Origin of the sequence: Microbacterium sp. PF5, assembly GCF_004794315.1 — a bacterium.
In the GTDB taxonomy this organism is placed as follows: Bacteria; Actinomycetota; Actinomycetes; order Actinomycetales; family Microbacteriaceae; genus Microbacterium; species Microbacterium sufflavum.
On the sequence record NZ_SSDQ01000106.1, the window covers coordinates 1 to 19,985 of the forward strand.

22 protein-coding genes and 1 tRNA gene are annotated in these 19,985 nt (G+C 71.8%); 18 read left to right on the forward strand and 5 right to left on the reverse strand.

Annotated elements, in window-relative coordinates:
* The 17 genes from DW297_RS19220 to DW297_RS08205 all read left to right on the forward strand — a co-directional run.
* A partial coding sequence (locus DW297_RS19220; protein ID WP_240744559.1) for a hypothetical protein occupies positions 1 to 1,491 on the forward strand: 1,491 nt, incomplete at its 5' end.
* Positions 1,491 to 2,531 (forward strand): HAD-IIA family hydrolase, encoded by a 1,041-nt coding sequence (locus DW297_RS08135; protein ID WP_136031197.1) that lies wholly within the window; start codon positions 1,491 to 1,493, stop codon positions 2,529 to 2,531. The genes DW297_RS19220 and DW297_RS08135, both read left to right, overlap by 1 nt.
* Positions 2,532 to 2,582: 51 nt before the next feature.
* Positions 2,583 to 2,759, forward strand: coding sequence for a hypothetical protein (locus tag DW297_RS18885; RefSeq protein ID WP_168387201.1), 177 nt, complete (start codon positions 2,583 to 2,585; stop codon positions 2,757 to 2,759).
* Positions 2,756 to 3,553, forward strand: coding sequence for a TlyA family RNA methyltransferase (locus tag DW297_RS08140; protein WP_136031199.1), 798 nt, complete (start codon positions 2,756 to 2,758; stop codon positions 3,551 to 3,553). Before DW297_RS18885 ends, DW297_RS08140 begins: the two co-directional genes overlap by 4 nt.
* Entirely contained in the window at positions 3,550 to 4,470 is a 921-nt protein-coding gene (locus DW297_RS08145; RefSeq protein WP_136031201.1) for an NAD kinase, read from the forward strand. The genes DW297_RS08140 and DW297_RS08145 overlap by 4 nt, the downstream gene beginning before the upstream one ends.
* Positions 4,467 to 6,149 carry a DNA repair protein RecN gene (recN, locus tag DW297_RS08150; RefSeq protein WP_136031203.1) on the forward strand — a complete coding sequence of 561 codons (1,683 nt, stop codon included), beginning with the start codon at positions 4,467 to 4,469 and terminating at the stop codon, positions 6,147 to 6,149. The genes DW297_RS08145 and recN overlap by 4 nt, the downstream gene beginning before the upstream one ends.
* A gap of 26 nt (positions 6,150 to 6,175) precedes the next feature.
* Positions 6,176 to 7,870 (forward strand): CTP synthase, encoded by a 1,695-nt coding sequence (locus DW297_RS08155; protein WP_136031205.1) that lies wholly within the window; start codon positions 6,176 to 6,178, stop codon positions 7,868 to 7,870.
* On the forward strand, positions 7,863 to 8,459 hold the full coding sequence (locus tag DW297_RS08160) for an NUDIX domain-containing protein (RefSeq protein ID WP_136031207.1): 597 nt from the start codon (positions 7,863 to 7,865) through the stop codon (positions 8,457 to 8,459). The genes DW297_RS08155 and DW297_RS08160 overlap by 8 nt, the downstream gene beginning before the upstream one ends.
* Position 8,460: 1 nt before the next feature.
* A complete protein-coding gene (gene xerD / locus DW297_RS08165) occupies positions 8,461 to 9,363 on the forward strand; it encodes a site-specific tyrosine recombinase XerD (protein ID WP_136031209.1) in 903 nt (300 codons plus the stop codon).
* A 153-nt stretch (positions 9,364 to 9,516) separates the two neighbouring features.
* Entirely contained in the window at positions 9,517 to 10,350 is an 834-nt protein-coding gene (locus DW297_RS08170) for a ParA family protein (protein WP_136031369.1), read from the forward strand.
* Positions 10,334 to 11,182, forward strand: coding sequence for a segregation and condensation protein A (locus DW297_RS08175; protein WP_136031211.1), 849 nt, complete (start codon positions 10,334 to 10,336; stop codon positions 11,180 to 11,182). Before DW297_RS08170 ends, DW297_RS08175 begins: the two co-directional genes overlap by 17 nt.
* On the forward strand, positions 11,172 to 11,846 hold the full coding sequence (scpB, locus tag DW297_RS08180) for an SMC-Scp complex subunit ScpB (protein WP_240744560.1): 675 nt from the start codon (positions 11,172 to 11,174) through the stop codon (positions 11,844 to 11,846). Before DW297_RS08175 ends, scpB begins: the two co-directional genes overlap by 11 nt.
* The gene (locus DW297_RS08185; RefSeq protein ID WP_136031213.1) at positions 11,843 to 12,640 is read left to right on the forward strand and encodes a pseudouridine synthase; all 798 of its coding nucleotides are present in this window, start codon (positions 11,843 to 11,845) and stop codon (positions 12,638 to 12,640) included. The genes scpB and DW297_RS08185 overlap by 4 nt, the downstream gene beginning before the upstream one ends.
* Positions 12,637 to 13,773 (forward strand): prephenate dehydrogenase, encoded by a 1,137-nt coding sequence (locus tag DW297_RS08190; RefSeq protein WP_136031215.1) that lies wholly within the window; start codon positions 12,637 to 12,639, stop codon positions 13,771 to 13,773. Before DW297_RS08185 ends, DW297_RS08190 begins: the two co-directional genes overlap by 4 nt.
* Positions 13,766 to 14,464: a (d)CMP kinase gene (gene cmk, locus DW297_RS08195; RefSeq protein WP_136031217.1), complete on the forward strand. Its 699-nt coding sequence runs from the start codon at positions 13,766 to 13,768 to the stop codon at positions 14,462 to 14,464. The genes DW297_RS08190 and cmk overlap by 8 nt, the downstream gene beginning before the upstream one ends.
* Before the next feature lie 40 nt (positions 14,465 to 14,504).
* Complete coding sequence (gene der / locus DW297_RS08200; RefSeq protein ID WP_206253550.1) at positions 14,505 to 15,977, forward strand: ribosome biogenesis GTPase Der; 1,473 nt, start codon at positions 14,505 to 14,507, stop codon at positions 15,975 to 15,977.
* A gap of 61 nt (positions 15,978 to 16,038) precedes the next feature.
* A complete protein-coding gene (locus DW297_RS08205) occupies positions 16,039 to 16,971 on the forward strand; it encodes an NUDIX domain-containing protein (RefSeq protein ID WP_136031220.1) in 933 nt (310 codons plus the stop codon).
* A gap of 28 nt (positions 16,972 to 16,999) precedes the next feature.
* On the opposite strand, the gene DW297_RS08210 is transcribed toward DW297_RS08205, so the two are convergent.
* The 3 genes from DW297_RS08210 to DW297_RS08220 form a co-directional block, all read right to left on the reverse strand.
* The gene (locus tag DW297_RS08210; protein WP_136031223.1) at positions 17,000 to 17,371 is read right to left on the reverse strand and encodes an RNA-binding S4 domain-containing protein; all 372 of its coding nucleotides are present in this window, start codon (positions 17,369 to 17,371) and stop codon (positions 17,000 to 17,002) included.
* Complete coding sequence (locus tag DW297_RS08215; RefSeq protein ID WP_136031225.1) at positions 17,371 to 18,039, reverse strand: lysoplasmalogenase family protein; 669 nt, start codon at positions 18,037 to 18,039, stop codon at positions 17,371 to 17,373. The genes DW297_RS08210 and DW297_RS08215 overlap by 1 nt, the downstream gene beginning before the upstream one ends.
* Positions 18,040 to 18,101: 62 nt before the next feature.
* Positions 18,102 to 18,698, reverse strand: a complete 597-nt coding sequence (locus tag DW297_RS08220; RefSeq protein ID WP_136031228.1) for a GNAT family N-acetyltransferase — start codon at positions 18,696 to 18,698, stop codon at positions 18,102 to 18,104.
* A gap of 108 nt (positions 18,699 to 18,806) precedes the next feature.
* Between DW297_RS08220 and DW297_RS08225 the strand changes: the two genes are divergently transcribed.
* A tRNA-Pro gene (locus tag DW297_RS08225) sits at positions 18,807 to 18,880 on the forward strand.
* A 113-nt stretch (positions 18,881 to 18,993) separates the two neighbouring features.
* Here the strand turns inward: DW297_RS08225 and DW297_RS08230 are convergent.
* A complete protein-coding gene (locus DW297_RS08230; RefSeq protein ID WP_136031230.1) occupies positions 18,994 to 19,455 on the reverse strand; it encodes a hypothetical protein in 462 nt (153 codons plus the stop codon).
* Between the two features lie 64 nt (positions 19,456 to 19,519).
* Entirely contained in the window at positions 19,520 to 19,978 is a 459-nt protein-coding gene (locus DW297_RS08235) for a hypothetical protein (RefSeq protein WP_136031232.1), read from the reverse strand.
* Positions 19,979 to 19,985: the final 7 nt, after the last annotated feature.

A 19,985-nucleotide genomic window follows, 5' to 3' on the forward strand; every position in this document is an offset into this window, starting at 1 on the left:
GAGGGCGGCTTCAACCGTGATGGCGGCGGTCAGCGTCGTGAGGGTGGCTACAGCCGTGATGGTGGTCAGCGTCGTGAGGGTGGGTACAGCCGTGACGGTGGTCAGCGTCGCGAGGGCGGCTACAGCCGTGACGGTGGCCAGCGTCGTGAGGGTGGGTTCAACCGTGATGGTGCTCCGCGTCGCGAAGGGGGCTTCAACCGTGACGCGGCTCCTCGTCGCGAGGGTGGGTACAGCCGTGATGGCGGTCAGCGTCGTGAGGGTGGCTTCAGCCGTGATGGTGGGCAGCGTCGCGAAGGGCGGACGGAGCGTGAGCGGGGGAGTGACCGGTCCCGGTCGTTCCCGCAGCGCGGCGGTGCCGGGCGTGAGCGTCCGGCCAACGCGTCGAACGAGCGTGCCCGGTTCGACGAGCCGACCGTTCCGGACGAGGTCACGGCCCGGGATCTGCACTCTTCCGCGCGCAACGAGCTGAAGACGCTCAGCAAGGAGAACGCGGAGCACGTCGCCCGACACCTGGCGATGGCCTCGCGTCTGATCGACGAAGACCCCGCGCTGGCACACGAGCATGCGCTGGCGGCGTCGCGCCGGGCCGGTCGCATTGCGATCGTCCGCGAGACGCTCGGCATCACGGCCTATGCGACAGGTCACTTCGCCCTGGCTCTTCGCGAGCTGCGCACCTATCGCAGGATCTCCGGGAAGGACGACCAGATCGCGCTCATGGTCGACAGCGAGCGCGGAATCGGCCGTCCTGACCGAGCACTCGAGACCGGTCGTGCCGTGGACCGCTCCACCCTCGACACCGCGGTGCGCGTGGCTCTTGCGATCGCGATGTCGGGCGCGAGGCTCGACCAGGGCGACCTGGAGCTGGCTCTCGGTGAGCTCGAGATTCCCGAGCTCGATCCCGATCGTGCGTTCGAGTGGAGCCCAGCACTGTTCTCCGCGCGGGCAGCGGTCCTGGAAGACCTCGGACGCACCGACGAGGCAGAATTCTGGGCCCACCGCGCCGACGTCGCGGCGGAGGCGCTCGGCGTCGACGAAGCCGGCGACGAGGAGATCTACGTCGAAGACGGCCTCATCGACGACGAGTTCCTCGACGATCACGGTGACGGCACTGCTACGCCTGACGGCGACGCCGTTGGCGGCGGTGACGGCACCCGCGACGGTGACGGCACCCGCGACGATGCCGCCCGCCTCGACGGTGACGCCGTGGACGGTGGCGTGGACGGTGGCGTGGATGCTGACGGTGGCGTGGATGCTGACGGTGTCGTGGATCGCGACGCGGACCTCGACGTCGAGGCGGGCCGAGACCTGGACAGCGACGACGATGCTGCCTCTGGACGCGACGGCGACAGCGATGGTGCCGGGACCGAGCTCTTCGGTGAGGACGGCGAGGCCGAGCCCACGATCGAGGACGAGGTTCGCGAGCTCCTCGGCGAAGACGTCGACGAGGTCGGCGAAGACGACGAGTCCGGTTCCTCGAAGCCGGAGGCGTGATGGCGCTCTTCACGCGCAGGCGTCAGACGCCCCGCACTCCGCTGGACGGCGTCGACACGATCCTCGCCGACCTCGACGGAGTCGTGTATGCCGGGCCCGGCGCCCTGCCGCACGCCGTGGAGAGCCTCAACGCCGCAGCCGCCACGGCGCGTCTGGGGTACATCACCAACAACGCGGCGCGGACCGACGCATCCGTCGCGGCGCACCTCACGAGCCTGGGCCTCACGGTCGCGCCGGACGACGTGGTCACGAGCCCGCAGGCGGCCATGCGACTGCTCTCGGGGATCGTTCCCCCTCCCGCGACGATCCTCGTCGTGGGAGGCGACGGTCTCGTCGATGAGGTGCAGAAGGCCGGGTACACGGTGACCCGCAGCGCTGACGCCGACCCACAGGCGGTCGTGCAGGGCTTCGCCCCCGAGGTCGCGTGGACCGACCTCGCCGAAGCGGCCTTCGCGCTCAAGGTCCCCGAGGAGGAGGGCGGCATCCCCTGGATCGCCACCAACACCGACTGGACGATCCCGCGCGAACGCGGCGTCGCCCCCGGCAACGGCACCCTCGTGTCCGCGGTGCACACCGCCGTCGGGCGGCTGGCCACGGTCGCGGGAAAGCCGGAGACCCCCATCTTCCAGGAGGCCCTGGACCGCTTCGGCGCGTCCAGGGCGCTGTTCATCGGCGACCGCCTCGACACCGACATCATGGGAGCGAGCCGAGCCGGCATCGACTCCGCCCTCGTGCTGACCGGGATCGACCGCCCCAAGCACGTGCTCGCGGCGCCCGAGGGGTCGCGCCCGACCTACATCCTCGGCGACCTCCGCGGGTTGCACGAGCCGTACCCGGTCCCGACGGTGACGGACGGCGTGTACGACGTCGGCGGCGCGGCGGTGCGGGTGCACGGCGCGGACGTGGAGATCGTCGCGGAGTCCGGGAACCAGCTCGACCTGCTGCGGGCCGGAGCTGCCGCGATCTGGGCCTCGGGCACTCCGGTGTTCGTGCTGCGCGTGCCCGAGCGGCTGTACGACGACCCGTTCCACCGCCCCTGACCACACGCGTGGCTCCGTCGGCTGTCCGAGGAGCCGCGTACAGTGGAACCCGTGAGCGATGAGACGACCGGTGCGCCGACGGACGGCCTGTGGAGCCGCCTGCGCCTGATCGAAGGGCAGCCGCTTCCGGCTCGTGCCGACGCTTACTCCGCGCTCCACGACGAGCTCTCGCGGCGGCTGGAGAGCGGATCACGGCTCGACCAGCGGGAGACCCCGGGAACACGATGACGCGACTCGACGCCGCCCTCGCCTCGCGGGGACTCGCCCGGTCGCGCAGCCATGCCGCCACCCTCATCGCGGAGGGCCTCGTGAGCGTCGACGGTCGCCCCGTCGTCAAGGCGTCCACGCCGGTCCAGGACGACAGTGAGCTCACCGTGGCCGGCGCCGACCACTACGTCGGGCGCGCCGCGCACAAGCTCGTCGCCGCCCTTGATGGCTTCGGCGTCGCGGTCGCCGACCGGCTCGCGCTCGACATGGGCGCCTCGACCGGCGGATTCACCCAGGTGCTGCGCGAGCGCGGTGCGCGGCGGGTGCTCGCGGTCGACGTCGGACACGGACAGCTGGCTCCCGTCATCGCCGCGGACGACGGGGTCGTGTCGGTCGAGGGCTTCAACGTGCGGTACATGACACCGCAGAGCCTCGCGGACGCGACGGGCGAGCCCGCGGCGCCCGACCTGATCGTCGGCGACCTGTCGTTCATCTCGCTCGAACTCGTCCTCCCGGCGATCGCCGCCGTTGCCGCGCCGGGCGCCGACGTGCTGCTGCTCGTGAAGCCGCAGTTCGAGGTCGGGCGCACCGCGGTGCGCGGGGGACTGGTCACCGATCCGGCCACCCGCGCCGACGCCGTGGCCCGCGTCGTCTGGAGCGCGTGGGACGCGGGGTTTGGGATGCTCGGCATCCTTCCCTCCCCGATCCTCGGCACGCACGGAAACGCGGAGTACCTCGTGCACCTCGCGCCGGGACGCGGCAGCAATCCGACAGAATGGATGGACACCATCAACCGGCTGGCAGGGGGACGATGAACGAGCGCTGGATCCTGGTGGTCGCGCACGCCGGCCGCGTCGAGACGGTGGAAGCGGCCCGTCGCGTGACCGATGCCCTGCGGGGAGCGGGTGCCCGCCCGGTCCTCGCGCCCGACGACCACGATGCGCTCTCCGCCGTCGACCCGTTCTTCGCCGACGTCGACGTCCTGGGCGTCTCCGCCGACCCGACCGCGCTCGAGTTGGCCATCGTCCTCGGCGGTGACGGCACGATCCTGCGCGCCGCGGAGCTCGTGCGCGACAGCGGTGCCCCCGTGCTCGGCATCAACATGGGCCACGTCGGCTTCCTCGCCGAGATCGACCCCGACGATATGGACGACGCGGTGCGCCGTGTCATCGCCCGCGACTACGACGTGGAGGAGCGCCTGGCGCTCTCGGTGCGGGTGAAGGACGCCGCCGGCGACGTCGTCTACGAGACCTGGGCCCTGAACGAGGCGACGGTCGAGAAGGCCAGCAGGGAGCGCATGATCGAGGTCGTGCTCGAGATCGACGGCCGGCCGCTGTCGAGCTTCGGCTGCGACGGCATGGTCGTGTCCACCCCGACGGGATCCACCGCCTACAACTTCTCCGCCGGCGGGCCCGTGATCTGGCCGACCGTGGAGGCCATCGCCGTGGTGCCGCTCTCCGCCCACGCGCTGTTCGCGAAGCCGCTCGTGGTGAGCCCCGACGCGGCGGTCGCGATTGAGATGCTCGAGCGCACGGACGGCTCCGGCATCCTCTGGTGCGACGGCCGACGCTCGCACGAGCTACCGCCCGGAGCGCGTGTGGTGGTGCGACGGTCCTCGCGGCCGGTGCGCCTCGCGCGCCTGCACCCGACCGCGTTCACGAACCGGCTGGTGCGCAAGTTCCAGCTGCCGGTCGAAGGGTGGCGCGGACAGGACCGGAGGAACCAGCCGTGATCGAGGAGATGCGCCTGCGGGGCCTCGGTGTGATCGCCGACGCCGTGCTCCCGCTCGGACCGGGGTTCACCGCCATCACCGGCGAGACCGGTGCGGGCAAGACGATGGTCGTCACGGGGCTCGGGCTGCTGCTCGGACAGCGCGCCGACTCGGGCGCCGTGCGCGCCGGAGCCGGCCAGGCCTCGGTGGCGGGAGTCTGGGTCGTGCCCGAGACCGGGGACGTGGCAGACATCGTCGCCGACGCCGGGGGCGAACTCGAACCGGTCGGTGGCGGCAGCGCCGAACTGTACGTGTCGCGCACCCTCAATGCCGAGGGCCGAAGCAGGGCGAGCGTGGGGGGTCGCGCCGCTCCGGCCGGCGTGCTGTCCGCCCTCGCCGACGAGCTGGTGGTCGTGCACGGCCAGTCCGAGCAGTTGCGGCTGCGGTCCGCCGCTGCGCAGCGCGACGCCCTCGACCGCTTCGGCGGTGACGCGATCGCCCGGGCGCTGGAGCACTACGGCACGGCCTTCGAGCGCTGGCGCGGCCTCGACGCGGAGATCGCCGAGATCACGGGCAACCGCGACCGCCGGGCGGAGGAGGCCGCGCGACTGCGGGAAGATCTCGCGCTGATCGAGGCGACCGCACCAGAGGCGGGTGAAGACGCCGAACTCGCGGCCCGCGCCGAACGGCTCGCGAACGCCGAGGAGCTGCGACTGGCCGCCTCGCTCGCGCACGGGGCGCTCTCGAACGAGGAGGGCGAGCCGGATGCGTCGGCACTGGTCGCGGAGGCGCGGCGGGCGCTCGAACGGGTCTCGGACGCGACGCTCGCGGAGGTCGCCGAGACGCTCGCCGACATCGGCTACCGTATCGCCGACGCCGCCGGGCAGCTGTCCGGCTTCCTCGCCGACCTCGACGAGTCGGGCCCGCACGAACTCGCCGCGGTCGAGGAGCGACGGGCGGCGCTGGGCGTGCTGATCCGTGCGCACGGGTCCCTCGACGACGCCATCCGACTGTGGCAGACGGGCTCGACGCGCCTCGCGGAGCTCGACGACGACGGCGAGCGATTGCAGCGTCTCACCGCCGAGCGGGAGGAGGCGCGTACCGCGCTCGACGCCGAGGCGGACGCCCTGACCGCCGTCCGCACGGAGGCCGCCGTCCGCCTGGGCGACGCCGTCACCGCGGAGCTCCACGCGCTCGCGATGCCCGATGCCCGCCTGGAGGTCTCGGTCACCCCCGGCGCCGAGAGCACGCACGGGCGCGACGACGTGGCGATCCTGCTGGCCCCGCACCCCGGAGCCGAACCGCGGTCGGTGGCCAAGGGTGCCTCGGGCGGCGAGCTGTCGCGCGTGATGCTCGCGATCGAGGTCGTCATCGCGGCGACCGACCCGGTGCCCACGTTCGTGTTCGACGAGGTGGACGCCGGCATCGGCGGGGCCGCGGCCATCGAGGTCGGCCGGCGACTCGCCCGGCTGGCGGAGAAGTCGCAGGTGATCGCGGTGACGCATCTGGCGCAGGTCGCCGCGTTCGCGAACAACCACCTCACGGTCGTCAAGTCCAACGACGGGGCCGTCACCGCCTCGAGCGTGCGGCGTCTGGAGGGGGAGGAGCGGGAGGCCGAGATGGCGCGGCTGCTGTCCGGCCTCGCCGATTCCGACGCCGCGCTCACCCATGCCCGCGAACTTCTCAGCCTCGGCGTCTGAGGGAACTGTTAGGATAGAAGCCCGTGATGAACTCTTCTTCTGCGGGGCCCAAGAACGACACGACCAAGCACATCTTCGTGACTGGTGGTGTCGTTTCGTCTTTGGGCAAGGGCCTCACCGCGGCCAGCCTGGGCAACCTGCTCACCGCCCGCGGACTCCGCGTGGTCATGCAGAAGCTCGACCCGTATCTGAACGTGGATCCGGGCACCATGAACCCGTTCCAGCACGGCGAGGTGTTCGTCACCGACGACGGCGCGGAGACCGATCTCGACATCGGCCACTACGAGCGCTTCCTCGACATCAACCTGTCGCAGGCGGCCAACGTGACCACCGGCCAGATCTACTCGCAGGTCATCGCGCGCGAGCGTCGCGGTGAGTACCTCGGCGACACCGTGCAGGTCATCCCGCACATCACCGACGAGATCAAGCGCCGCATGCGCCTGCAGGCGACCGAGGACCCGCGCCCCGACGTCATCATCACCGAGGTCGGCGGCACGGTGGGCGACATCGAGTCGCAGCCATTCCTGGAGGCCGCGCGTCAGCTGCGTCATGAGCTCGGCCGCGACAACGTGTTCTTCGTGCACGTGTCGCTCGTGCCGTTCATGGGCGCCTCCGGCGAGCAGAAGACCAAGCCGACGCAGCACTCCGTCGCAGCTCTCCGTCAGGTGGGCATCCAGCCCGACGCGCTGGTGCTGCGCAGCGACCGTCCCGTGAGCGCGAGCAACCGCAACAAGATCGCCCTGATGTGCGACGTGGACGTCGAGGGCGTCATCAACACGGTCGACCTCCCGAGCATCTACGACATCCCCTCCACGCTGAACGAGCAGGAGCTCGACTCGTACATCGTGCGGCGCCTCGGTCTGGACCAGAAGGCGGACGACGTCGACTGGACGCGGTGGAACAAGGTGCTGCACGCGGTGCACAACCCGAAGCACGAGGTCACGATCGGCCTCGTCGGCAAGTACATCGACCTCCCCGACGCGTACCTCTCGGTGACGGAGGCCCTCAAGGCCGGCGGTTTCGCGCAGGAGACCAAGGTGCACATCCGCTGGATCCCCTCCGACCTGTGCGAGACCCCGGAGGGCGCCCAGGAGCAGCTCGCCGAGCTCGACGGCATCTGCGTGCCGGGCGGCTTCGGCATCCGCGGCATCGAGGGCAAGCTCGGCGCGCTGAAGTTCGCGCGCGAGCAGGGCATCCCCACGCTCGGACTGTGCCTCGGCCTGCAGTGCATGGTGATCGAGTTCGCCCGCGATGTGGCCGGCATCGAGGGCGCATCGTCGAGCGAGTTCGACCCGGAGACGAAGGAGCCCGTGATCGCGACCATGGCCGAGCAGGTCGAGATCCTCGACGGCGGCGACCTGGGCGGCACCATGCGGCTGGGGCTCTACCAGGCCGCCCTCGCGGAGAGCTCGCTGGCGCGGGAGCTGTACGGCACCGCGGAGGCGTCGGAGCGGCACCGCCACCGCTACGAGGTCAACAACGCGTACCGCGACCGGCTGTCCGAGGCCGGACTGGTGTTCTCCGGCCTGAACCCCGAGCTGGACCTGGTCGAGTACGTGGAGCTGCCGCGCGACGTGCACCCGTACTACATCGCCACGCAGGCCCACCCCGAGCTGCGGTCGCGCCCGACCGACCCGCACCCGCTGTTCCGCGGACTGGTGGGTGCGGCGATCGAGCGGCACCGCGCGAGCGAGCTGTTCGACGTCAGCGCCGATGAGTGACATCGGCGCCCTGTCCGACGGCGGTCCGCTGCGCGACGAGCCGCTCGACCCCGAGGTCCTGTCCTCCGAGCTCGTGTACGAGGGGCGGGTGTGGGACGTGCGCTCCGACCGGGTGCGCTACGGCGACGGTGAGATCGTGCGCCAGTACGTCGCCCATCCCGGCGCGGTGGCGATCGTCGCGCTGGACGACGAGGGGCGGGTGCTGCTGATCCAGCAGTACCGGCACCCGATCCGGCACCGCGATTGGGAGCTGCCCGCCGGTCTGCTCGACGTGCCAGGGGAGGACCCTGCCGCGGCCGCGCAGCGCGAGCTCGCGGAGGAGGCCGACCTGGTCGCGGCGCACTGGGAGCCCCTGGTGTCGTCGTGGACCACACCGGGCGGGAACGACGAGCTGATCCAGCTGTTCCTCGCCACGGGGATCACGGCCGCCGACGCCGCACACTCCCGGGAGGACGAGGAGGCCGACATCCGGCTCGCCTGGGTGCCCCTCGACGACGCGGTGGCCGCGGTGCTCGACGGTCGCATGCGCAACGGCATCCTCGCGATCGGTGTGCTCGCGGCCGCGCAGAGGCTCCGCGACCGGGGCTGACATGCTGCTCGATCGCGCCCTCGACGCGTATCTGCGTCACGTCACGATCGAGCGCGGACTGAGCGCGCACACGATCGCGGCGTACCGGCGCGACCTCGACGGCTACCGGGGGTGGCTCGCCGCCGAGGGCATCACCGACACGACCGAGGTGACCCCCGCGGTGATCGACCGCTTCATCGCCGAGCGTGCGTCTGCCGAGCCCGCCCCCGCGGCCACGAGCCTTGCCCGGTTGCAGTCGTCCGTGCGCGGGTGGCACCGCTTCCTGGCGCGCGAGGGGATCGAGGCCGACGACCCGAGCGGCCGGCTGCGTCCGCCCAAGGCTCCGCGGAGGCTGCCGAAGGCGCTGACGATCGAGCAGGTCGAGCGCCTGCTCGCGGCGCCGTCGCCGGAGGAGCCGCTCGGCATCCGTGACCGCGCGCTGCTGGAACTGCTGTACGCCACGGGCGCCCGCGTGTCGGAGGCGGTCGGGCTCGACGTCGACGACCTCGCGCACGGGGAGGTGCTGCGGCTGCGCGGCAAGGGGTCGAAGGAGCGCATCGTGCCGGTGGGCTCGTACGCGCGTAACGCGGTCGACGCGTACCTGACGCGGGTGCGTCCCGGGCTCGCCGCGAAGGGCAGGGCCTCGGCGCGCCTGTTCCTCGGCGCCCGCGGTGCGCCGCTGTCCCGGCAGAGCGCGTGGCTGGTGATCCGGGCGGCGGCGGAGCGGGCGCAGATCACGGCCGAGGTGTCGCCGCACACCCTGCGGCACTCGTTCGCGACGCATCTGCTGCAGGGCGGCGCGGACGTACGCGTCGTGCAGGAGCTGCTCGGGCACTCGTCGGTCGCCACGACTCAGATCTACACGCACGTGTCGGTCGACGCGCTGCGCGACGTGTACGCCACGTCGCACCCGCGGGCCCGCTGACTCGCGCGGTCGCCTGGGTCCGCCGCCGCGCGCCGGGACGGCCCGTGACCGGCCCGGCCGCTACAATCGAGCAAGCACGAAGGAGCAGGAGAACCGGTGGCTGAGAACGCGGCGAAGTCCAGGGCGAAGGCGAAGAAGGCCGACGACACCCCCATGGGACCCACCGGCCGCCCCTACCGCGGCTTCCCGATCCCGGCGCCGCTGAAGTCGCACGGTCCCGCGCGCATCATCGCCCTCTGCAACCAGAAGGGCGGCGTCGGCAAGACGACCACCTCGATCAACCTCGCCGCGTCCCTCGCGGAGTACGGCCGCAAGGTGCTCGCCGTCGACTTCGACCCGCAGGGTGCGCTGTCCGCGGGCCTGGGCATCCAGACCCACGACGTCCCCACCGTGTACGACCTGCTGCTGGACACGAAGCGCGACGCGCACGAGGCGATCGTCCACTCCAACGTCGAGGGCCTCGACGTGCTGCCCGCGAACATCGACCTGTCGGCCGCCGAGGTGCACCTGGTCAACGAGGTGGCCCGCGAGACCATCCTCGCGCGGGTGCTCCGCCAGGTCGCGGGCGAGTACGACGTCATCCTGATCGACTGCCAGCCCTCGCTCGGCCTGCTCACGGTCAACGCCCTCACTGCCGCGCACGGCGTGATCATCCCGCTCGAGTGCGAGTTCTTCGCCCTGCGCGGGGTGGCGCTGCTGATCGAGACCATCGACAAGGTGCGCGACCGCCTGAATCCGTCGATCACGATGGACGGGCTGCTGGCGACCATGTACGACCCGCGCACGCTGCACTCGCGCGAGGTGCTGGAGCGGGTGGTGGAGGCCTTCGGCGACGACGTGCTGGAGACCGTGATCGGCCGCACGGTGAAGTTCCCCGACGCCTCGGTCTCCGGCGTGCCCATCACCGAGTTCGCGCCGGAGCACGCCGCCGCGCAGGCGTATCTGCGGCTGGCGCGGGAGCTGGTCGCCCGTGGCGCCGTCGCCTGAGCACGCCGAGACCGATCCGACCGCCGAGGCCGTCGCCCCCGCGGAGGGCGACACGGGGTTCCGGGTCTCGCTGTCGAACTTCGACGGACCGTTCGACCTGCTGCTGAATCTCATCTCGAAGCACGAGATGGACATCACCGAGGTGTCGCTGAGCGCGGTCACGAACGAGTTCATCGCCTACCTCGCCGAGCTGGAGGACGAGGAGGAGCTCGACCAGGCATCGGAGTTCCTCGTGGTGGCCGCGACGCTGCTCGACATGAAGGTCGCCGGCCTCCTGCCGCAGGGCGAGCTCGTCGACGCCGAGGCCGTGGCGCTGCTGGAGGCGCGCGACCTGCTGTTCGCGCGCCTGCTGCAGTACCGGGCGTTCAAGGAGGTGTCGGCGTGGTTCGCGCGGTGCCTGCAGCGGGAGGACCGCCGTCACGTGCGGGCGGTGCCGCTGGAGGAGAAGCACCGCCGCAAGACGCCGGAGCTGGTGTGGTCGCTGAGCGCGGACGACTTCGCGGCGCTGGCACTGCTGGCGTTCGCACCCAAGGAGATGCCGCACGTCGGGCTCGATCACCTGCACGCACCGCTGGTGAGCATCCGCGAGCAGGCGGCGATCGTCGTAACGCTGCTGCGCGGCACCGAGTCGATCAGCTTCCGCGAGCTGGTCGCCGGGGTCACCGAGCCGGGGATCGTGGTGGCGCGCTTCATCTCCGTCCTGGAGCTGTACCGCCACGCGGCGCTCTCCTTCGAACAACTGGAACCGCTCGGCGAGCTGACGCTCCGCTGGGCCGCCGACACCTGGTCGGACGAGACACTCGCGACCCTGGGGGCCGACTATGACCGATGACGTGACCGAGACCGAGACCGCGCCGGAGGTCGAGCCCGTGCCGGAGGTCGCACCCGGGCCGGAGGTCGAGCCCGGGGGTGACGACGCCGCGACGGTCGTGGGCTCCGAGCTGCCGCTGAGCGAGCGCGTCGAGGCGATCCTCTTCATCGTGGACGAGCCGATCGGCCTGGTCGCCCTCGCGGCCGCGGTCGGCGCGCCGGTGCCGGCCGTGCGGCAGACGCTGGAGGCGCTCGGGGACGACTACGACGGACGGGGCCGAGGACCGCGGCGCGGCTTCGAGCTGCGCGAGGTCGGTGGCGGGTGGCGGCTGTACGTGCGCGAAGACCTCGACCCCGTGGTGGCGGAGTTCGTGGGCGGGCAGGCGCCCGCGCGGCTGTCGCAGGCGGCCCTGGAGACGCTCGCGGTGATCGCCTACAAGCAGCCCGTCACCCGCAGCCAGGTCGCGTCGATCCGCGCCGTGAACGTGGACTCGGTCGTGCGCACGCTGCTCGCCCGCGGCCTCATCACCGAGCTCTTCGCCGACTCCGAGACCGGGGCGATCAACTACGGCACCACCGACGCGCTGCTGCAGCACCTCGGCATCAACTCGCTGGACGAGCTGCCGCCGATCTCGCCGTTGCTGGACGACGGCGCCGACGGCTTCGACGAAGGGACCCTCCGATGAACGCTGCCCACGACGACGCCACCGCGCCCGAGGGCGTGCGGCTGCAGAAGGTCCTCGCGGCGGCGGGCGTCGCCTCGCGCCGTGTCGTCGAGCAGTACATCGTCGAGGGGCGCATCCGGGTGAACGGGCAGACCGTGACCGAGCTCGGCCGTCGGATCGACCCCGAGCGCGACCTGGTCGACGTGGACGGCACCGCGGTGCAGCTCGACGTCACCAAGCGCTACGTGATGCTGAACAAGCCCACCGGAGTGGTCAGCAGCATGCGTGACGAGAGCGGGCGGCCCGACCTGCGTCGCTTCACGAAGGACTACGAGGAACGGCTCTACAACGTGGGGCGCCTCGACGCCGAGACCAGCGGGCTGCTGCTGCTCACGAACGACGGCGAGCTCGCGCACGTGCTGGCGCATCCGTCGTTCGGTGTGACCAAGGTGTACATCGCCAAGGTGGACGGCACGGTGACCCCGCAGACGATCTCCACGCTCACGAAGGGCATCGAGCTGGAGGACGGCCCCATCGCGGCGGACAAGGCGCGGCTGCTGGACACGTCGCGCGGCTCGAGCCTGGTGGAGCTCACGCTGCATTCGGGGCGCAACCGCATCGTGCGTCGGATGATGGCCGCGGTCGGCCACCCCGTGACCGAGCTCGTGCGCCGGCAGTTCGGCCCGCTGCACCTGGGAACCCTCCCGGCAGGGAAGACGCGTGACCTGAGTAAAATCGAACTCGGTGCGCTGTTGACCCTCGCGCGCCGTGAATCCGGTGTCGCCGCGGCGCCAGGCGAGCAGGAGACCGAATGACCGACACGACGAGTGCGCCCACGGCGCGGAAGACCGGTGCCGTCGCGCCGCGTCTGTCCGGCACCGTCCGCATCGTCGGTGCCGGCCTGCTCGGCGCGAGCGTCGGTCATGCGCTGCGGGCCAAGGGTGTCGACGTGGCGCTCACGGATGCCTCCCCGGCGCAGCTGCGACTGGCGGTGGACTACGGCGCCGGTCGACTCGCCGCCGCCGACGACGCCCCCGCGCTGATCGTGGTGGCCGTGCCGCCCGACGTCACGGCCGACGTGGTGCAGGCCGAGCTGGAGCGGTACCCGGACGCGGTCGTGACCGACGTCGCGAGCGTCAAGCTCGAACCGTTCCGGACGCTGCGCGACCGCGGCGTCGACCTCGCGCGCTACATCGGCTCGCACCCGCTCGCGGGGCGTGAGCGCGGCGGCGCCATCTCCGCCCGCGCCGACCTCTTCATCGGGCGGCCCTGGGTGGTGTGCCGCGACGAGGACACGAAGGCCACGGATCTCGCGCTGGTCGAGGCGCTCGCGCTCGACGTGGGCGCGATGCCGCTGGAGATGACGCCGGAGGAGCACGACCGTTCGGTCGCCCTCACCTCGCACGTGCCCCAGGTCGTCGCGAGTCTGCTGGCCGCGCGGCTCGCGGGAGCCGAGGAGGGCGCGCTGCGCCTGGCGGGTCAGGGCGTGCGCGACACGACGCGCATCGCCGCCTCCGCGCCCGAGCTGTGGGTGCAGATCCTCGGCGCGAACGCGGGGCCCGTCGTGGAGATCCTCGACGCGCTGGCGGCCGACCTGGGCGATGTCGCGGAGGCGCTGCGGGCGCCGGCGGCCCCCGGCGCGCGCCGTGTGATCGCGGAGACCATCCGGCAGGGCAACGACGGCGTGGAGCGTCTGCCGGGCAAGCACGGCCAGAACCGGCGCTTCGAGACGCTCGTGGTGATGGTCGACGACACCGCCGGACAGCTTGGCCGCCTGTTCGGCGAGCTCGGCGAACTCGGCGTCAACGTCGAGGACCTGCGTCTGGAGCACTCGCCCGGCGCACAGTTCGGTCTGGCCGAGATCAGTGTCGACCCCGCGGCGCTGCACGGCGCGATCACCGGGCTCCAGGAACGCGGCTGGCGCATTGCAGGGAACACGAATGACTGACACCTCCACCGTCTCCGCCACGAAGTTCATCGCCATCGACGGGCCGGCCGGTTCCGGCAAGTCCAGCGTCTCCAAGGCGGTCGCGCGCCAGCTCGGCTACGGCTACCTCGACACCGGCTCGGCGTACCGGGCGCTCGCCTGGCATGTGCTGGAGCAGGGCGCCGACACCGATGACGCGGCCGCCGTGCGCGCCGCCGCAGCCGACTTCCCGGTCCGTCTCGGCCTCGACCCCGACGACCGCACGGTCCGGGTGGGCGACACCGACGTGACCGACGCCATCCGCGAACCGCGGGTCTCCGGCGCGGTGAGCGGCGTCGCCCGCGTGCCCGAGGTGCGCGCGCAGGTGAACGAGCTGTTCCGCGCGCTGGTCGCCGACGCTCCGTACCCCGCCGTGGTCGTAGAGGGACGTGACATCACGACCGTGGTCGCACCGGATGCCCCCGTGCGCATCCTCCTGACCGCCGCGCCCGAGGTGCGCGCCGCACGCCGTGCCGGCGAGCTCGCGGGGGAGAACGCCGCCGCCGTCGCCGCGGCCCTGCACCGGCGCGACGCCTCCGACAGCGCCGTCGTCGACTTCCTCAACGCCGCCGAGGGCGTCGAGGTCGTCGACTCGACCGAACTCGACTACCCCCAGACCATCGACGCCGTCCTCACGGTGATCGAACGACTCCGAGGAGCACACCGTGGCTGACGACGAATACGAAGGCGGCCCCGACCAGCTCGCCGAGAAGATGGAGAACCTCGACGAGCACCTCGCCGAGCAGCGCGCCGAGACCCTGCGCGCCGGTCTCGCCGACTACGAGCTGGACGACGAGGATGCCGCGCTCCTCGCGGGCGTCTCGCTGGGCGAGGACGGCATCGAGTTCCTGCCCGCACTGCCGGTCGTCGCGATCGTCGGACGGCCGAACGTCGGCAAGTCGGCGCTCGTGAACCGCATCCTCGGTCGTCGTGAGGCCGTGGTGGAGGACACCCCCGGCGTCACGCGCGACCGCGTCACCTACAAGGCCGAATGGAACGACCGGCGCTTCACGCTCGTCGACACCGGCGGCTGGGAGCCCGACGCCCGCGGCATCGACCGCTCGGTCGCCGCGCAGGCGGAGGTCGCGATCGACCTCTCCGACGTGGTGCTGTTCGTGGTCGACGCGATGGTCGGCGCCACCTCGACAGACGAGCACGTGGTCAAGCTGCTGCGCAAGAGCGGCAAGCCCGTGTTCCTGGTCGCGAACAAGATCGACGACGCCCGGCAGGAGCCGGAGGCCGCCGCGCTGTGGAACCTCGGTCTCGGTGAGCCCCACCCGGTCTCGGCCATCCACGGCCGCGGCGTGGCGGATCTCCTGGATGCCGTGCTGAAGAAGCTTCCCGAAATCTCGGCGGTCGCGAAGCAGGAGATCGGCGGGCCGCGACGTGTCGCGATCCTCGGTCGCCCCAACGTGGGCAAGTCCTCGCTGCTGAACAAGGCCGCGGGGGAGGAGCGCGTCGTCGTGAACGACCTGGCGGGTACCACGCGCGACCCGGTCGACGAGGTCGTGGAGCTCGGCGGCAAGATGTGGCGTCTGGTCGACACGGCCGGTATCCGTCGCCGCGTGCACATGGCGCAGGGCGCGGACTTCTACGCCTCGCTGCGCACGTCGGCCGCGCTGGAGAAGGCCGAGGTCGCCGTCGTGGTCCTCGACGTGTCGGAGACGATCAGCGAGCAGGACGTGCGGATCATCGACCTCGTGCTGGAGTCGGGCCGCGCGCTCGTCCTCGCGTTCAACAAGTGGGACCGCCTGAACGACGACGACCTGGAGAACGCCGACCGCCGCCGGTACCTCGAGCGCGAGATCGAGCAGGACCTCGCGCACGTGGCGTGGGCTCCGCGGGTGAACATCTCCGCGAAGACCGGGCGACACCTCGACAAGCTGGTGCCCGCGCTGGAGACGGCGCTCGAGAACTGGGACCGCCGCATCCCGACCGGCAAGTTCAACGCCTTCCTCGCCGAGCTCGTGGCCGAGCACCCGCACCCGCTGCGCGGGGGCAAGCAGCCGCGCATCCTGTTCGGCACGCAGGCCTCGACGCGTCCGCCGACGTTCGTGCTGTTCACGACTGGGTTCCTCGACCCGGGCTACCGCCGGTTCATCCAGCGGCGCCTGCGCGAGCTCTACCCGTTCGAGGGGACGCCGATCGTCATCAACATGCGCGTGCGGGAGCGCCGCCAGCGCTGACGCGTTCCGGCGTGTGTCGCCGGGTGGCACCGCGACCCCGATGCTGTGAAAAGCTGAGGGGGTGACAGTCGTACCCCCCGCGCCCGGCGAACCGCGTCGCCCCGAAGGACCGCGCAACCCTGGCGACGCCTGGGTGGTCGCAGACACGGGGGAGCGCTACTGGGGGCGGTTCGGCGCGGCCGGTCTGCTCGCGGTCGACACGACGCGCGGGATCCTGCTGCAACACCGCGTGTCGTGGAGCCACTTCGGCGGCACGTGGGGGTTGCCCGGCGGTGCGCTGCACGAGGGCGAGTCGGCGATCGTCGGAGCGATCCGGGAGGCGCAGGAGGAGGCGGGCGTGCCGGACGGCGCCGTGCGTCCGCGCTTCACGAGCGTGCTCGACCTCGGCATCTGGTCGTACACGACGGTGGTCGCCGATGTGCGCAGCCCGTTCGACCCGGTGATCAGCGATCCGGAGAGCGTGGCGCTGGAGTGGGTCCCGGTCGACCGCGTGGACGAGCTGCCGCTGCACCCGGGGTTCGGGGCGGCGTGGCCGATGCTGCGTGCTCAGCTCGATGTGTTCCCGGCCGTGGTGGTCGACGGGGCGAACGTGGTCGGGTCGGTGCCCGACGGCTGGTGGAAGGACCGAGCCGGTGCGGCCGCGCGCTTGCGTGACCGGCTGGCCGGGCTGGCGGTGCCCGCGGACGACCTGGGGCTCGACGGAGACGACTGGTACCCGGAGGTGGCGCTCGTGGTCGAGGGTCGTGCCCGCGACATCGGGACCGAGGCCGCGGAGACCGGTGCCGCCGAGGCCGGAGTCGCGGAGCCGGCGCTGGCGGTCGTGCGGGCCGAGGCCGCGGGCGATGATGCGATCGTGGCCGAGGTCGAGCGTCGGGTCGCGGGGGCGCAGCGGGTGCTGGCGGTCACGAGCGACCGGGAGCTGCAGGCGCGGGTCGAGGCCGCGGGCGCGCAGGTGCGGTCGAGCGGGTGGCTGCGGAGGCTGCTGGACGCCTGACGCGTGCGGACGAGCGGATGCCGCGGGGTCAGTCGGACGGGGTGTCCCGGCCGCGGAGGCGGTCGATCTCGCGGCGCTCGCGTTTGGTCGGGCGACCGGCACCGCGGTCGCGCAGGCCGAGCGCGGCCTGCGGTTCGCGTTCGGGGGTGCGGTCTTCGTAGGCGAGGGCGGCGAGTGGGGCGCCGACGCGTTTGACGAGCAGCTGCCGGACGATGAGGATGCGGTCGAACCCCGAGATGCGGATGCGCAGCTCGTCGCCGATGCGGACCGTCTGGGCGGCCTTGGCCTTGTCGCCGTTCACGCGCACATGCCCCGCACGGCATGCGGTGGTCGCGGCCGACCGGGTCTTGTACACGCGGACGGCCCACAGCCAGCTGTCGACGCGGACGCTGTCGACCATCACGCGGCCTTCCGTGCGAGGACGACCAGGGTGCCCGCGATGAGGAGCCCCTGTCCGAGCGTGTAGGTCGCCATCACGGCGGGGCTGCTCCAGGCCGGGAGGGCATCGGGGAGGAAGAGCCGGAACGCGAGGATCGTGTCGCTGGCGAGGAAGAACGCGCCGCCCACCGCGACGAGGGGGTGGCAGCGGGCGGCCATCGCGGCCGTGCCGCCCAGCAGCAGCCCGTAGGCGGCGACGCCGATCAGCAGGGGGCCGGTGTGCGGCCCGAGCATGAGGATCATCGCGACCCACCACGCCGCGTACACCAGCGTCCACCAGGGCAGCCGACGCCGGGCGAGGTGCCGCGCGAACAACACGATGTACGCCACGTGCGCGAGGCCGAAGAACCCGAGCATGAGCGGAAGCTCGGGGGCGGCGGGGAACAGCGCCCCCGCGCCGTCGCCCAGCCAGGAGAACAGCAGCGCCGCGAGCACGAGCACGAGGGCGGAGCGCGGCCGGAGGCGTGGGGCGGCCACGAGCACCGGTACCGCGAGCAGCGGCATGAGCAGCAGCTTGGTCGGAGCGGCCAGGTCGTGGTCGAGCGCGAGCAGCACGACGTGCAGCAGCGACACCGCGACGTAGGGCGCGAATGCCCACACGATCGGGCGGGAGAGGGTGCGGCGGCGCATCCCCTCATCGTATGGCCGCGGCGGTATATCCGGGGGTGCGGGGGTGTGCCGCGGGGTGGCGGTCATGCGTCGGTGCGGGAGGACAGGTCGAGCGTCACGAGAACCCGCCCCGGCTTCATGACCGTCTGCTCCGTGAAGCCTGCGCCGAGGAAGGTGTTCAGCGTGCCGTGGAACAGGTCGTTCGCGCGCTGCTTCTCGCCGCGGGTGTCGACCGGGTACCCCTCGACCAGTCGCGCTCCGGAGGCCGCGGCGTAGTCGACCGCCGCCCGCAGCAGTGCCGCGTTGAGTCCGGTGCCCCGGTGCTCGCGGCGCACCACGAAGCACGTCACCGCCCACACGGACGGGTCGTCGAACGGCTCGGCGGACGACGCGGCGATGATGCGTGTGCGGGGGATGCGGGCCTGGGCGGTGCGTGGTCCGACGCGGATCCAGCCCGCGGCCTCGCCGTTGACGTAGGCCACGAGCCCGGGCGGCGGACCCTCGTCGATCTCGGCCCGGAACATGTCGGTGCGCTGCGGCGTGGTGGTCGTGTTCCAGTCCTTGTTGCTCAGCATCGGCCAGATGCACTGGCAGCTCGCCCCGTCCCCTCCGCCCGTGAGAGCGTGCTGCACGTCGTCCCAGCGGTCGGACGTGGCGAGTTCGGTGGTGATCGTCGGCATGACCGCGACGGTACGCGGTGGGTCCGACACCCCGCAACGCCCCGGTTCGCGAGAGGGCCCCGGGTACGGCTAAGATAGGGGAGTTGCCTGCGCGAGAGTGCAGAACAACGGGCTGTGGCGCAGCTTGGTAGCGCACTTGACTGGGGGTCAAGGGGTCGCAGGTTCAAATCCTGTCAGCCCGACAGAAAAGCCCCGGTGAGAGCATCCTTCTCACCGGGGCTTCGTCGTCTTCGCACGCGATCGCTGCGAGCTCTTCGTGCGCGGTGGCTCGGGCGTTGTGCTCGTGTTCGCGCTGTCAGCTCTTGCGACGGTTGCTCATCGTCTGGATGCCCCAGGCGATGAGCCCGCCGACGGCGCCGATCACCGTTCCGACGATCAGCCCGCTGGGGATGGCCGCGATGCGTGGGATCAGGCGCGCCCCGGCACCGTCACCGAGGGACGGCGGAGTGCCGCGATAAGCGAAGTCCCAGAGGAGTTGGTGCGTGATGACGAGCATCACCCCGAAGATCACCCCGATGACCAGCACCGTCAGGAACGGCTTGGGGACGCGCGCTACGACAGCGACGACGATCCACAGCACGACCGGGCCTATCGCGAGCACCCACGTGATCGGGCTGCCCTCTTCGATCACATGCAGGTCGTGGAGGATGACCCTGATGAGGGCGACGGCCGCGAGTCCGACGAGTGCCAGAGCCGACAGCCCGAGAGGGTTTCGTCGTGCGGTGGGAGAAGGAGGAGGTGGGTTCTCGGAGATCATGCGCCAACGGTAGGGGCGGGTGCCGCGGCGGATGGTCCGTACGGGGGCGACAATCGTGGTCGCATCAGGGCGACGTCCGGCGCGACGGACGGTTCCTCCGTCGCCGGCGACGGGCCCTCTGAATCGACTCGGCGACCAGGCCGCTGAGCGCACCGAACCCAGCGGATCGCCCGATCTCGATGGTGGCGGCGACGAGATTCAGGCCGATGCCGTGGTCGGGCCAGTCGCCGATGGCCACGGTGGTCGCCCCGAGGAGGAGGGCGAAGAGAACCCCGGACAGAGTGAGCGTCAGAACCGGTCGCGGAACATGGCCGAAGCCGGCGCCCAGGACCCAGATGACGAAGGTGGCGAGGAAGGCGACCATCACGGTCGTCACCCCGCCGACGACCGCTTCGAGACCGATCAGTCGCAGGAGCGGCCACAGAAGCCCCAGGACACCGAAGCCCATGACGGCAGGCCAGCTCAGTCGGGGACGTGGGCCGGGGATCTCTGGTGGCTGCGACGGCGTCGATGACTCGCTCATCCTGTCA

Coding starts and splice junctions, on each gene's coding strand:
- DW297_RS08220 (WP_136031228.1), bottom strand. CDS start 18,698: ATGCCGACGATCACCACCGAACTCGCCACGTCCGACCGCTGGGACGAC.
- DW297_RS08235 (WP_136031232.1), bottom strand. CDS start 19,978: ATGAGCGAGTCATCGACGCCGTCGCAGCCACCAGAGATCCCCGGCCCA.
- DW297_RS08230 (WP_136031230.1), bottom strand. CDS start 19,455: ATGATCTCCGAGAACCCACCTCCTCCTTCTCCCACCGCACGACGAAAC.
- scpB (WP_240744560.1), top strand. CDS start 11,172: ATGACCGATGACGTGACCGAGACCGAGACCGCGCCGGAGGTCGAGCCC.
- DW297_RS08185 (WP_136031213.1), top strand. CDS start 11,843: ATGAACGCTGCCCACGACGACGCCACCGCGCCCGAGGGCGTGCGGCTG.
- DW297_RS08170 (WP_136031369.1), top strand. CDS start 9,517: ATGGGACCCACCGGCCGCCCCTACCGCGGCTTCCCGATCCCGGCGCCG.
- DW297_RS08140 (WP_136031199.1), top strand. CDS start 2,756: ATGACGCGACTCGACGCCGCCCTCGCCTCGCGGGGACTCGCCCGGTCG.
- cmk (WP_136031217.1), top strand. CDS start 13,766: ATGACTGACACCTCCACCGTCTCCGCCACGAAGTTCATCGCCATCGAC.
- der (WP_206253550.1), top strand. CDS start 14,505: ATGGAGAACCTCGACGAGCACCTCGCCGAGCAGCGCGCCGAGACCCTG.
- DW297_RS08210 (WP_136031223.1), bottom strand. CDS start 17,371: ATGGTCGACAGCGTCCGCGTCGACAGCTGGCTGTGGGCCGTCCGCGTG.
- DW297_RS08190 (WP_136031215.1), top strand. CDS start 12,637: ATGACCGACACGACGAGTGCGCCCACGGCGCGGAAGACCGGTGCCGTC.
- xerD (WP_136031209.1), top strand. CDS start 8,461: ATGCTGCTCGATCGCGCCCTCGACGCGTATCTGCGTCACGTCACGATC.
- DW297_RS08145 (WP_136031201.1), top strand. CDS start 3,550: ATGAACGAGCGCTGGATCCTGGTGGTCGCGCACGCCGGCCGCGTCGAG.
- DW297_RS08215 (WP_136031225.1), bottom strand. CDS start 18,039: ATGCGCCGCCGCACCCTCTCCCGCCCGATCGTGTGGGCATTCGCGCCC.
- DW297_RS08155 (WP_136031205.1), top strand. CDS start 6,176: ATGAACTCTTCTTCTGCGGGGCCCAAGAACGACACGACCAAGCACATC.
- DW297_RS08135 (WP_136031197.1), top strand. CDS start 1,491: ATGGCGCTCTTCACGCGCAGGCGTCAGACGCCCCGCACTCCGCTGGAC.
- DW297_RS08160 (WP_136031207.1), top strand. CDS start 7,863: ATGAGTGACATCGGCGCCCTGTCCGACGGCGGTCCGCTGCGCGACGAG.